The sequence below is a fragment of the Flavobacterium sp. RSSA_27 genome (genome assembly GCF_051547125.1).
GTDB lineage: Bacteria > Bacteroidota > Bacteroidia > Flavobacteriales > Flavobacteriaceae > Flavobacterium.
Window position 1 is genome coordinate 95719 of record NZ_JBPTTN010000003.1, and the last position, 13146, is coordinate 108864.

Here is a 13146-nt window from a genome sequence, read left to right on the forward strand (position 1 = left end):
ATAAAAACATATGGGATTTTTTGATTTCATGACTGAGGATATCGCGATAGACCTTGGTACCGCAAACACTTTAATCATTCACAATGATAAAGTAGTTATTGATAGTCCTTCGATTGTTGCTAGAGACAGAATATCAGGCAAAATTATTGCCGTTGGTAAAGAAGCCAACATGATGCAAGGAAAGACACATGAAAATATCAAAACAATTAGGCCATTGAAAGATGGTGTAATTGCAGATTTTGATGCTTCTGAAAAAATGATCAGCATGTTCATAAAAAGTATCCCTGCACTGAACAAAAAAATGTTCACTCCAGCTTTACGAATGATTGTGTGTATCCCATCAGGAATTACAGAAGTAGAGATGCGTGCTGTGAAAGAATCTTGTGAGCGAGTAAACGGTAAAGAAGTATATCTAATTCACGAGCCAATGGCTGCTGCAATTGGTATTGGCATCGACATTATGCAACCAAAAGGAAACATGATTGTTGATATTGGTGGAGGTACCACTGAAATTGCAGTAATTGCGTTGGGTGGAATTGTTTGCGACAAGTCAGTAAAAATTGCTGGAGATGTTTTCACCAATGACATCGTATATTATATGCGTACCCAACACAACCTTTTTGTTGGAGAAAGTACCGCTGAGAAAATAAAAATTCAAATTGGCGCAGCAATAGAAGATTTAGATAGTCCACCAGAAGACATGTCTGTACAAGGTCGTGATTTATTAACCGGTAAACCCAAGCAAGTAGAGGTTTCTTACCGTGAAATCGCAAAAGCTCTTGACAAATCCATTCAAAGAATTGAGGATGCGGTGATGGAGACTTTGTCTCAAACCCCACCTGAATTAGCTGCTGATATTTACAACACTGGTATCTATCTTGCAGGTGGTGGATCTATGTTGAGAGGTCTTGATAAACGAATTTCTCAAAAAACTGATTTGCCCGTATACATTGCTGAAGATCCTTTAAGAGCAGTAGTACGCGGTACTGGAATGGCTTTAAAAAATATTACTAAATTTAAAAGTATCTTGATTAAGTAAGCGTTTTCTAAAGTTACCTATTAAAAACCATTCGCTAATAACCACTTAATTATACCAATACAAAATGCAGCAAATATTTAATTTTATTTCTAGAAACAGTGATAGAATTCTGTTTTTGTTGCTTTTGGGTATATCATTAACACTTACTATTCAATTTCATTCTTACCATAGGAGTAAGCTTATAAGCTCGGCTAATGTTATCAGTGGTGGAGTTTATAAAGAAATACATGACGCTCAAGAATATCTAAATTTAAGAAAAGAGAACGACGATTTAGCCTTAGAAAACGCCATGTTACGAAGCCTTCTTTTCCAAGTTAAAGACTCTTCTTTTATGTCTAAACTAGACAGCATCAAGGGAGTTAAACCTTCGGATATTGTAGTGACCAAAGTAATCAAAAATTCCTATAATGTTTATGAAAATTACTTAACCATAAACGCAGGCACAAAACAAGGCATAAAACCGGATATGGGCGTAATTAATAGCCTAGGAATTATAGGAATTATTGATGATACTTCTGAAAATTACGCCACAGTTGCCAGTATCTTAAACAAAAAATCTAGAATTAATGCCAAGATTAAAAAATCCGATCATTTTGGATCATTAGTTTGGGATGGAAAAAGTACAGGTTTTGTACAACTGATAGATTTACCTCGATTAGCAGCTATTCGAAAAGGAGATACCATAGTAACGGGCGGACAATCAGTAATTTTTCCTGAAAATATAAATATTGGAACAATAGACAAAATCTACATTGATAAACAAACCAATTATTATACTTTAAACATAAAATTATTTAATGACATGACTAATTTGGGTCACGTCTATATCCTAAAAAACAAAGGAAACGAAGAAATGACAAAATTAGAAAACCAAAGAAAAAAGGATGAATAGTACCTTAATTGTCAATGTTTTTCGCTTTATATTATTACTAGCAATTCAAGTAGTTGTTTTTAATAATATGAACTTCTACGGTTATGTTAGTACCTTTCCTTATATTCTTTACATCATTCTTTTTCCGGTGAATGGAAACAAAACCGCTTTGGTTGTTTCAAGTTTTTTACTAGGATTGGTTTTAGACATGTTTTCCAATTCTGGAGGAGTTCATGCAACTGCTTGTCTAATCTTAGCTTACTTTAGACCTTATATTTTCAAGTTTTCTTTTGGATTGAGTTATGAATATCAAACGGTTAAACTAAATGATATATTGACACCCGAACGATTCTCTTTTCTTTTAATTGCAACACTATTGCATCATTTAGTATTGTTCACACTCGAAGCATTTGAATTTAGCTTTATTTTAGAAGTGTTATTACGAACCTTGTTAAGCACAGCATTTACCTTATTGCTATCAATTACCATCATATACCTTATTAAGCCAAATAAACGATGAGAAAAGTCTTGTTGCCTGCTTTAATTATTATTGCGGCCTCTCTGCTTGTAATTCGCATTTTTTATCTTCAAATCATTGATGATTCTTTAAAATTAAAATCTGAGAACAATGCTATAAAGATAAAATATGATTATCCGGAGCGTGGCTATATCTATGACCGTTTTGGAAAATTATTGGTAGCCAACCAAGCTTCTTATGATATTATGGTAATCCCTAGAGAAATTAAGAACTTAGACACTCTCGAATTTTGTCAACTTTTAAATATTCAAAAAGAAGATTTTATCAAAATCATTGAAAAAGCAAAAGTGTATAGCCCGAGACTTCCTTCCGTATTTTTATCACAATTGAATAAAGAGGAATTTGCGGCATTTCAAGAAAAAATCACCAATTACGAAGGGTTTTATTTCCAAAAGCGATCTCTAAGAGATTATGAAGTCAATTATGGAGCCAACATTTTTGGATTCATTACTCAGGTTAATGAGAATTTAATAAAGAAAAACCCATATTACAAAAGTGGCGATTTGATTGGAAAACAAGGAGTTGAAGAGAGCTATGAGGAAATTTTAAGAGGAGTAAAAGGAGTCACTTACATACAAAAAGACAAATACAATCGTGAAATTGGTTCCTATAAAGAAGGTCGATTCGATACCATTGCCATTCCGGGAAAAGACATTACCTTAACCATTGATGCCGAAATCCAAAAATATGGTGAAGAGTTAATGAAAAATAAAAGAGGGGGTATTGTAGCTCTAGAACCAAAAACCGGAGAAATTCTTGCTTTAATCACTGCTCCATCTTATGATCCAGGTATTTTAGTTGGAAGACAACGCTCTAAAAATTACACCAAATTGTACCACGATTCTATAGCAAAGCCATTGTACGATCGAGGATTGCTAGCAGAATACCCTCCTGGTTCGCCTTTCAAAATTATGACTGGACTTGTTGCTTTGCAAGAACAAGTAATCGATGAGAATACTACGGTAGCTTGTAATCATGGATTTAGCTATGCTAGAGGGCGTTTCATGAGATGCCATTGTAGAGGTGGATTATTGCAATTACACCGCGGAATCTATGAATCTTGTAATGCTTTTTTTGGAACAGCTTATATGAAAACCATTAACAAATATGCCAAACCTAGTGAAGCTGTAGATATATGGAGTAAGCACGTAAAAAGTTTTGGCTTGGGACAGTTTATGGGATATGACTTACCAACTGGTCGTAAAGGGAAAATTCCCACCTCAGCCACTTATAAAAGAATGTATCCAAATGGAGGCTGGAGAAGTACCGCAATTGTTTCCAATGCAATTGGTCAAGGAGAAGTTTTAATGACTCCAATTCAGTTAGCTAATATGATGGCAACTGTAGCCAACCAAGGGTATTATTACACCCCTCACATTATTAAAAAAATTGCAGGAACAACCATAGATAAAAAGTTTACTACCAAACATGTTACTACCATAGATAAAAGTCATTTTAAACCCATTATCAGCGGTTTATTTGACGTATATAATATGGGAACAGCTGCTGGATTGAGAGTGGAAGGCATTGATATTTGTGGAAAAACAGGTACTGCAGAAAATTTTGCCAAAATTAATGGGGTTAGAACTCAGTTAAAAGACCACTCTATTTTTGTAGCTTTTGCTCCAAAAGACAATCCTAAAATTGCCATCGCCATTATGATAGAAAACGGTGGATTTGGTTCTACTATCGCAGGACCAATTGCAAGTTTGATGATTGAAAAATATTTAAAGAAAAAAATCACTAGAACGGATTTAGAGACTAGAATACTCAACACAAGCTTACAAGGTCAATACGCGAAATTAGGGGGATTAAATGAGGATGTACGAAGAGAATTAAGAATTAAAGATTCTATTGAGCAAGCCAAAATTGCTAAAAAAGTCCTATCATCAACTACTGGAACAAAAAAAGATAGCACCAAAAGAACCTAACCACATAGTTTTCTAAAAATGAAAAACCAAAGTATAACTAGCAATATTGATTGGATCTGTGTAATTATATACATCCTATTAGTTATTTTAGGTTGGTTGAACATTTATTCATCCTCCCTTTCTTCGGAGGAAGGAACCTCAACCAAGCAATTAATTTTTATCATTTGTGCAATTCCTTTAATTTTTACAGTCTTAGCTGTTGATGGAAAATTTTATGAAAAATATGCCTCAGTGATTTTTGTAGTATCACTACTATCGTTAATTGGATTGTTTGCTGTCGGAAAAACTATTGCAGGACAGCGTTGTTGGTATGCCATAGGCAGCTTCACACTACAACCCTCTGAGTTTGCAAAAGCAGCCACTGCTCTTGCGCTTGCAAAATACCTAAGTGATCCACAAATAAACCTTAAAGATTTAAACAGGCAATTTCAAGCTTTAGCTATTGTGTTTTTGCCCGTTTTACTAATTCTACCACAGCCGGACCCTGGAAGTGCAATGGTGTATAGCATCTTTGTAATAGTACTCTATAGAGAAGGGCTTCCTGCTTGGTATGTTTGGACTGGTTTTTCAACGATCCTACTTTTTGTACTAACCTTAGTTTTAGAATCCTATGTTGTGATTCTTTTAGCTGCTGTAGTTTTAGCTTTAATTCATTTCAAGTCGCGCCTTGCCGACCGAAATATTTTAAGAAGTGGTATTTTATTAGCCTTTATTTCGGGATTTGTCCTTTCTGTGAGTTATGTTTTTGATCATGTATTCAAACAACATCATAGGGATCGTTTTAATATCTTGCTAGGAAAGGCAGTAGACATGAAAGGAATTGGATACAATACCAATCAATCCGAAATTGCCATTGGTTCTGGGGGATGGCTTGGAAAAGGATTCTTAGAAGGCACTCAAACCAAAGGAGGCTTTGTACCGGAACAGCATACCGATTATATTTTTACCACTGTTGGAGAAGAATGGGGTTTTTTGGGTGCGACGGTTGTTATTTCACTCTTTGTCATCCTCTTGCTGAGAATTATTTATTTAGCAGAAAGACAAAAAACAAAATTTAGTCGTGTTTATGGCTACTCTGTTGCAGCTGTTTTGTTCTTACACTTTTTTGTAAACATTGCTATGGTGGCAGGAATTTTTCCTACTATTGGTATACCATTGCCTTTCTTTTCGTACGGAGGTTCTGGATTGTGGGGATTTACTATTTTGCTATTTATTTTCATTAAAATGGATGCAAACAAAGTGAATGAGTGGTAAATCAATTATTACTCCAATCCTATTTACTACTTATTTTACAATTGTCTATCAATTGTTTACAAAAATCGTAAAAGAATTCAATCCCTGTTACTTGTTCGTTTTTTTATTACAAACACTTTTCAACCTAGTCCAAATGTATTCTTATCATATCGAGCGCAGTAGACATGTAACAAGGATACTCGAATGCGCTACTATTGACGTTTTTGTTTAAGAGGGGTTTCGACTGCGCTCAACCTGACAAAGCAAATGTCATTTATATGGCTTTTTTTTGTAAAAATTACAGCTCGAACAGACAACATAGACTATTTTAACCCAGAATCCGCATTAGACTTCGTAGCGAAAATGAATTATTCAATAAAACTAAGGGCTCACGGACTATTTTTGAAGAAGGAAACAACGTTCAGCGAATACCTATATAAATATAAACCAATGAGCTACTACTTTTGTATTTTGAATTTAAAAATAGGAGTAAGTTCTTGGTTTTGAAGAAGAAATTCATTCACTGAACTCCGCTAAAAAATAAAAAAATGGTGAAGTAATTTAGTTGTAGTAGATTTCTAATGCGGAATCTGGGTTTAAATAAGTTATTGGTATTAAATCAAAACAACCCTTTTATGCAAAGGTCTTTAAGACCTTTCATTTGGAAACAAAAAGCCTTTATTTCCATCTTTAGGGATTTCTTCAACAAAAAATTTGGTGTTTTGAGCAATCAAATATGATGCAAAAAAAAAGACTCAAAACAAGGGTGATTCGAGTCTTTTTTTCGTTGGAAAATATTCACTATTTATGATTTTACTAATTTTCCATTCATGTTTTTGGTAGGCATTGTTTTAACAATCGATTTAGATTGTAAGTCATCTAAAATATTCAGTGCTTCTTCTACATAAATATCTTTGGACAAACTTTCATGCCATCTTTCTCTCTTTTCTTTTAGCGTTGGATCTTTCTTGTATTCCTCCGCTTCATAAGGTAAAGAAGTGAACTTCAACTGGTTTTTATATTCAAAAATAGGCTTATATTTTTTAGCCGTTTCTTCTACACCATTTTGCACAGATCTAAATTTATCAATATTTAAACTATAGCTGTTCTCATTACTTTTGCTATCAATCCATTTTGCATTTTCTTCAATCAAATTAAATTGAGGATTTCTAGCAATTCTAGCTTTGCTATTGGCAATGGCTTTTTCAAAATTTTGAGTCACCTTCCATGGTGTATAAGGTGCGGCATCAATTTTATCCCATGGCATAGCGTTATCGACATCGCGTTCTCCCATTTTTAAATAGGCATAACGATCTGGCATTACTACATCACTACTCACTCCTTCACGTTGTGTAGAACCACCATTGATTCTATAGAATTTTTGAGTAGTCGTTTTTAAAGCGCCCAAATCCCCCACAGAACTGTTGCGTACAAATTGATTTAAATCGATCACATTTTGAACTGTTCCTTTTCCGTAGGTTTGCTTGCTTCCAATAATAATTCCGCGTTTGTAATCTTGAATAGCAGCTGCTAAAATCTCTGATGCTGATGCAGAAAAACTATTCACCATAATTACTAATGGGCCATCCCACTCTATTTTTGGATCTGTATCATACAAAATCTCCTTTTTCTTCCCAGAAGACTTAACTTGAACAATTGGACCTTCATGAATAAAAAGACCTGCAATGTCAACAACAGTAGATAGAGAACCTCCTCCATCGTCTCTGACATCTAAAACAATTCCGTTTACTTTAGCTTGTTTTAAACGTTCCACTTCAAGAGCTATATCTTTACCTGCATCACGTCCGTCACGATTTTCAAAATCAATATAAAACTTAGGCAAATAGATTACTCCATAACGCAATCCGTTTTTCTCAACTACACTAGATTTTGCATACGTTTCTTCAATTTCAACGATATCACGAACAATAGAAATATTTTTAATTGTACCATCTACTTTTTTTACCGTTAAACGAACAATGGTTCCTTTCGGTCCTTTTATTTTTTTTACTACATCATCTAAACGCATTCCTACCACATCCACTGGCTCTGCGCTACCTTGACCTACTTTCAATACAACATCACCCGCTTCAAGTTGACGGCCTCTCCAAGCAGGACCACCAGAAATCAATTCGCTAATTTCAGTGAAGTCATTTTTCTTTTGCAAACGCGCTCCAATACCTTCAAGTTTACCACTCATACTTACATCAAAACGTTCTTTTTCTTCAGGAGCAAAATAGCTTGTATGCGGATCAAAACGAGTCATAATTGAATTGATATACACCGTAAACCAATCATCTCTTGTCAATTCTTTAATAAAACCAAAAGATTCATCTAAAGACTTACCAATATTGGTTCTACTTTCTACTTCTAACTCTGCAAAAGTCTTTATTTTGATGTTTTTATCTGCTTTTAAATTTGCATCCATACCCAAGTCTGAACTTAATTCTTCCGCTTTTGTGGCTTCAGTAGTTTCAGTTGATTTGGTTTTAGCTTCTTGCATACGCAAACGTTCAGTAATTGAAGACAGAGCAGATAACTTCATTTGCTTACGCCATCTGTCCACTAGCTCTTTGTTGTTTTTGGCATAGGGCATTTTATCATAATCCGTATCAAAGCTTTCATCTATGGTGAAATCATTAGGCTTTTCCAACAAGCCTTTATAGATTTTTTTGCTTTCCTCCATACGAACCATTAAACGAGAATACGTTAACTCGAAAAAGGTTAATTCTTTATTGTTGATTTGATCGTCTAAATCCAATTCGTATTTAGCAAATTCATCGATATCTGATTGCAAGAAAAAGCGCTTAGAAGGATCTAAGGCTTCGATATAATCTTTATACACTCCTTTTGAAAATTCGTCATCCATAACCGCAGGATCGTAATGCCCTTTTTCGATTACAAAAGTCAACAACTCCAACAAAAGTCTATCTTTTTCGGGATCCTCGGTGTTCAGCTTCGAACCATTTATTTTAAAAGCAAACAAGGCACCTGACAAGCACAAAATGGCAAGTACAATTTTAAAATTCTTTTTCATATAAGTAATAATTGCATTCATCAATCAAAAGTGTAATTTATGTAAAGATAAAGCCAAGAAACATTGTCTCTTTATAAATTTTTGTTAAAGATATAAAAATGTTGATACGATTTAATTTTTCTAAAAAAAGTTAACAAAAAAAAGGCTTGAGCTACTTTTTAAGACAAAGCGCTAGTATATTTGTGTATCTAAAATCAAAGAAATGGCCTCCAAAAAACCTTTACTATTAATCACTAATGACGACGGAATTTCAGCCCCTGGAATCCAAGCCTTGATTAGTGTGATGACTCAAATTGGAAATGTTATCGTTGTTGCTCCCGATAAACCTCAGAGCGCGATGGGACACGCCATTACCATCAACAGCACTTTGTATTTGAATAAACTCTCGAAAGAAGGCGATGCTATCACCCAATACAGCTGTTCTGGAACTCCTGTAGATTGTGTAAAAATGGCGACTAACGAAATCTTGAAGCAAAAACCTGATTTGTGTGTTTCGGGCATCAATCACGGGTCGAATTCATCGATTAATGTCATTTATTCTGGAACTATGAGTGCGGCTGTTGAAGCTGGTATCGAAGGTATTCCTGCCATTGGATTTTCGCTTTTGGATTATAATTGGGATGCTGATTTTTCGCCCATATTGTCTTTTGTAAAAAAAATAGCCCTCGAAACACTAGAGAAAGGGCTTCCAGCAGGGGTTGTTTTGAATGTGAATTTTCCAAAATTAGAAGAAAAAGAAATTAAAGGCATCAAAATTTGTCGACAAGCCAAAGCACAATGGGTAGAAAAATTCGATAAAAGAAAAACACCTTTCGGAAAAGAATATTATTGGTTAAGTGGTGCATTCATCAATCAAGATAAAGGCGAGGATACAGATGAATGGGCTTTAGAAAATGGATATATTTCGGTAGTACCTGTTCAATTTGATTTGACAGCACATCACACCATACAACAACTCAACACTTGGAATTGGAATGAATAAGATAGATTTATTATACGGCTTCATTATCGGATTAGCTGCTTCACTGCTCGGCTCTTTTTTGTTTATGACTTTTTTCACGGACTATGAATTTATTGAAGGAGTCAGAATATTAAAATCACAAGGCTATTTAGGAAAACTAATTACCGTTGGTTCATTATTAGATTTGGCAGCATTTGGGATTTTACTAAAAATGAATAAAGAATTGATGGCACGGGGAGTAGTGTTAGCTGTTTTTGTACTGACCATTGCAACAATTTTTACGCTCTAAAAGGTTTTCTATCTTTGTAACTCAATCAACATCCCATCAACCATGAAATACTACATTATTGCAGGAGAAGCTTCAGGAGACTTGCACGGTTCTAACTTGATGAAATCCATTTACCAAGAAGACCCAACTGCCGAAATTCGTTTTTGGGGTGGCGACTTAATGCAAAAAGTGGGTGGCACTTTAGTAAAACACTACCGCGATTTAGCCTTTATGGGATTTGCTGAAGTGGTTATGAATTTAAAAACCATTCTCAACAACATCAAGATATGCAAAACCGATATTCTAGCCTTTCAACCTGACGTTATCGTTTTTATTGATTATCCCGGTTTTAATTTGAGAATTGCAAAATGGTCCAAAGGCTTAGGCTTCAAAAATCACTATTATATTTCGCCACAAATTTGGGCTTGGAAAGAAAGCAGAATCAAGGAAATCAAACGAGACATTGACAAAATGTATGTGATTCTTCCGTTTGAAAAAACATTTTACGAAGACAAGCATCATTTTCCAGTTTCTTTTGTTGGACATCCACTTATAGATGCCATACAAGCGCATCCCATAATCGATGATGCTACTTTCAGGAAAGAAAACCAATTGAACGATTTACCAATTATTGCGCTATTGCCAGGTAGCCGCAAACAAGAAATCACCAAAATGCTCAGTGTTATGCTTAGCGTAGCCGATAAATTTAAAGGATATCAATTTGTAATCGCAGGAGCGCCAAGTCAGGAGTATTCTTTTTACCAACAATTCATCACTTCAGAGAATATTAAATTTTTATCGAACAAAACCTATGATTTGTTGCAACACGCTACGGCAGCACTTGTTACCTCTGGAACAGCAACACTTGAAACCGCATTGTTTAAAGTACCTGAAGTGGTTTGTTATAAAGGAAATTGGATTTCATACCAAATAGCTAAACGCATCATCACTCTAAAATACATTTCGCTTGTCAACTTGATTATGGACAAAGAGGTCGTTACTGAGCTGATTCAAGACGATTGCAACACCAAACGAATTGCTTCAGAATTACAAAAAATTCTTGAGCCTGAACATCGAAAAATTGTACTAGAAAACTATAGAATATTGGAAGAAAAATTGGGTGGAAAAGGAGCAAGTAGTGTTACCGCAAAATTAATTGTAGCCGACTTAAAATAATTTAATAAGCACTATTTCTTACTAAAATTTGTATTTTAGTAATATGAATGTGTTACAATTCCCACTTATTAAAATTACTATTGGATTTATTATAGGCCTTATTGCGGCTTATTACATAAGTATATCCGCAAATTTTGCATTTGTGTTTATACTAATTGCGTTTGGCATTGCACTATTAGCAAATAAATTCACTACTTCTACAACAAAGAAGAACTTTGTATTTGAAACGGCAATTCTGTTGCTTTCATTTGCTGTAGGAATAGTTGTTTTAGTAACTCATACCGATAGTAATCGCAAAAACAATTATTCCAATCATCCGACAGTTTATGAAAAAGCAAATTGGATAGAAGTTGTTGTCAGAGAGAAACTCAAAAGTTCACCTCAAAACAACAGGTATATTGCTTACATTCAAAAAGTAAACCATCAAAGTCTTGAAGGCAAAATTTTAATTACAATACCAAAAAGCAACAATGCCAAAGAAATTGTAGTTGGGCATAGACTAAGATTTAAAACCAAATTGATAAAAACTGAAATACCCAAAAACCCCAATCAATTTGATTACTCGGCTTATCTCAAAAACAAGCAGATTTACGCCCAAGCCTATGTAAATCCTGAAGCTATTTTTTATCATAAAAAGAACGTTCAAGATATTTGGTTCTATACTTCGAAATTGAGAACTACCATTATAACTCATCTTGAGCAAAGTGGGTTTGACAAAAAAGCTTTGCCAGTAGCGATGGCATTACTATTGGGGCAACAACAAGATATAGACCCCGACATTACAAAGGATTATCAATACGCGGGTGCTGTACATATACTTTCGGTTTCGGGATTGCATATTGGCTTTATAGTACTGCTTATCAATTTTTTGATGCGCCCAATACCCAATACCCAAAAAGGAAGATTCCTTAAGCTATCCATCTCTTTACTTAGCTTAGCGCTTTTTGGTATTTTAGCAGGATTGGCTCCCTCTGTTGTTCGTTCTATCACTATGTTTTCTTTTGTAGCCGTAGGACACTATTGGAGACGAAGCACGAATATTTATCATACTCTAGTTGTTTCAATATTTTTAATACTATTGTTCCAACCCTATTTTCTATTCGATGTGGGCTTTCAATTGAGTTATGCGGCTTTGTTTTTTATTGTTTGGCTGCAACCAATGTTGGCAAAATATTGGACCCCTAAAAACAAAATGCTACAATTCTTCTGGGATATTATTACGGTTTCTTTTGCCGCACAACTAGGAACATTACCGTTAAGTGTTTATTATTTTCATCAATTTCCTGGGTTATTTTTTGTAACCAATCTATTAGTGTTACCGCTATTAAGTGTCATTATGCTTCTTGGAGTGTTGGTGATAACTATAGCCACTTTCACATCTTTACCCATTTGGTGTATCAAACCTTTAGAATGGGGTATTTCAGTAATGAATGCAATCATTCATTGGGTCGCTTCGTTTGAAAGCTTCATTTTTACCAATATTCCAAGTACTTTTAACTTAATGATTGCTTCTTACTGTTTACTAATTGCACTAGTTGTATGGTGGAAAAAGAAATCCTTTAAGAGAACTGTACTTGTATTTTCAGCAATAATTGTGGTTCAAATAATTTTAATAAAAAACAAATTAGACTATGGCAGCAGTAAGGAATGGGTTGTACTGAATGCTCCAAAAAAAACGATTATTTGTCAACGAATAGGAAATGAAATAGAAGTCATTTCGAATGGCCTCCAAAGTGAAGAAGTTCAAAAAAATAGGATCTTACAAAATTATGCAACAGGGACATTTAGTGCGATTACAAAAGAAAGTCCTTTAAAAAATGTGGCTTATTTTAACAGAAATCGAATTCTCATTTTAGACAGTAGCAGCGTCTATTTTCCAAATAAAGCAACAGATATTTTACTACTAACAGCATCACCAAAAGTAAATTTAGAACGCATCATAAAAACCAATAAGCCAAAGATAGTCGTGGCAGATGCTTCCAATTACAAATCATTGGTAAACTTGTGGGAACAAACCTGTAATCAACAAAAAATCCCTTTCCACTCCACTCGTGAAAAGGGATATTTTTACATTAAAGAGTAATTATCTAAA

10 protein-coding genes are annotated in these 13146 nt (G+C 34.5%); 9 read left to right on the forward strand and 1 reads right to left on the reverse strand.

The window, feature by feature from the left end; translation table 11 throughout:
- The first annotated feature begins 10 nt into the window (after positions 1 to 10).
- The 5 genes from ACSVH5_RS05410 to rodA all read left to right on the forward strand — a co-directional run bounded on the left by ACSVH5_RS05410 (position 11) and on the right by rodA (position 5633).
- Positions 11 to 1039 (forward strand): rod shape-determining protein, encoded by a 1029-nt coding sequence (locus ACSVH5_RS05410; RefSeq protein ID WP_438060437.1) that lies wholly within the window; start codon positions 11 to 13, stop codon positions 1037 to 1039.
- A gap of 64 nt (positions 1040 to 1103) precedes the next feature.
- Positions 1104 to 1931, forward strand: coding sequence for a rod shape-determining protein MreC (gene mreC / locus ACSVH5_RS05415; RefSeq protein WP_438060438.1), 828 nt, complete (start codon positions 1104 to 1106; stop codon positions 1929 to 1931).
- Positions 1924 to 2430 carry a rod shape-determining protein MreD gene (locus ACSVH5_RS05420; RefSeq protein WP_438060439.1) on the forward strand — a complete coding sequence of 169 codons (507 nt, stop codon included), beginning with the start codon at positions 1924 to 1926 and terminating at the stop codon, positions 2428 to 2430. The genes mreC and ACSVH5_RS05420 overlap by 8 nt, the downstream gene beginning before the upstream one ends.
- Positions 2427 to 4379 carry a penicillin-binding protein 2 gene (gene mrdA / locus ACSVH5_RS05425; protein ID WP_438060440.1) on the forward strand — a complete coding sequence of 651 codons (1953 nt, stop codon included), beginning with the start codon at positions 2427 to 2429 and terminating at the stop codon, positions 4377 to 4379. The genes ACSVH5_RS05420 and mrdA overlap by 4 nt, the downstream gene beginning before the upstream one ends.
- A gap of 18 nt (positions 4380 to 4397) precedes the next feature.
- Positions 4398 to 5633 carry a rod shape-determining protein RodA gene (gene rodA / locus ACSVH5_RS05430; protein ID WP_438060441.1) on the forward strand — a complete coding sequence of 412 codons (1236 nt, stop codon included), beginning with the start codon at positions 4398 to 4400 and terminating at the stop codon, positions 5631 to 5633.
- 784 nt (positions 5634 to 6417) lie between these two features.
- Here rodA and ACSVH5_RS05435 read toward each other — a convergent pair.
- A complete protein-coding gene (locus ACSVH5_RS05435) occupies positions 6418 to 8670 on the reverse strand; it encodes a carboxy terminal-processing peptidase (protein WP_438060442.1) in 2253 nt (750 codons plus the stop codon).
- A 181-nt stretch (positions 8671 to 8851) separates the two neighbouring features.
- Here ACSVH5_RS05435 and surE point away from each other — a divergent pair, with 181 nt between their 5' ends.
- The 4 genes from surE (at position 8852) to ACSVH5_RS05455 (ending at position 13137) form a co-directional block, all read left to right on the forward strand.
- Positions 8852 to 9631: a 5'/3'-nucleotidase SurE gene (gene surE / locus ACSVH5_RS05440; protein WP_438060443.1), complete on the forward strand. Its 780-nt coding sequence runs from the start codon at positions 8852 to 8854 to the stop codon at positions 9629 to 9631.
- Positions 9624 to 9899 (forward strand): hypothetical protein, encoded by a 276-nt coding sequence (locus ACSVH5_RS05445; RefSeq protein ID WP_438060444.1) that lies wholly within the window; start codon positions 9624 to 9626, stop codon positions 9897 to 9899. Before surE ends, ACSVH5_RS05445 begins: the two co-directional genes overlap by 8 nt.
- A 42-nt stretch (positions 9900 to 9941) precedes the next feature.
- The gene (gene lpxB, locus ACSVH5_RS05450; protein WP_438060445.1) at positions 9942 to 11054 is read left to right on the forward strand and encodes a lipid-A-disaccharide synthase; all 1113 of its coding nucleotides are present in this window, start codon (positions 9942 to 9944) and stop codon (positions 11052 to 11054) included.
- Positions 11055 to 11196: 142 nt separating this feature from the next.
- A complete protein-coding gene (locus ACSVH5_RS05455) occupies positions 11197 to 13137 on the forward strand; it encodes a ComEC/Rec2 family competence protein (RefSeq protein ID WP_438060446.1) in 1941 nt (646 codons plus the stop codon).
- Positions 13138 to 13146 lie beyond the last annotated feature (9 nt).

What these genes read in the sequence shown, in the direction of transcription:
- ACSVH5_RS05445 (WP_438060444.1), top strand. Translation starts at nt 9,624, where the DNA reads ATGAATAAGATAGATTTATTATACGGCTTCATTATCGGATTAGCTGCT.
- surE (WP_438060443.1), top strand. Translation starts at nt 8,852, where the DNA reads ATGGCCTCCAAAAAACCTTTACTATTAATCACTAATGACGACGGAATT.
- ACSVH5_RS05420 (WP_438060439.1), top strand. Translation starts at nt 1,924, where the DNA reads ATGAATAGTACCTTAATTGTCAATGTTTTTCGCTTTATATTATTACTA.
- mrdA (WP_438060440.1), top strand. Translation starts at nt 2,427, where the DNA reads ATGAGAAAAGTCTTGTTGCCTGCTTTAATTATTATTGCGGCCTCTCTG.
- lpxB (WP_438060445.1), top strand. Translation starts at nt 9,942, where the DNA reads ATGAAATACTACATTATTGCAGGAGAAGCTTCAGGAGACTTGCACGGT.
- ACSVH5_RS05435 (WP_438060442.1), bottom strand. Translation starts at nt 8,670, where the DNA reads ATGAATGCAATTATTACTTATATGAAAAAGAATTTTAAAATTGTACTT.
- ACSVH5_RS05410 (WP_438060437.1), top strand. Translation starts at nt 11, where the DNA reads ATGGGATTTTTTGATTTCATGACTGAGGATATCGCGATAGACCTTGGT.
- mreC (WP_438060438.1), top strand. Translation starts at nt 1,104, where the DNA reads ATGCAGCAAATATTTAATTTTATTTCTAGAAACAGTGATAGAATTCTG.
- rodA (WP_438060441.1), top strand. Translation starts at nt 4,398, where the DNA reads ATGAAAAACCAAAGTATAACTAGCAATATTGATTGGATCTGTGTAATT.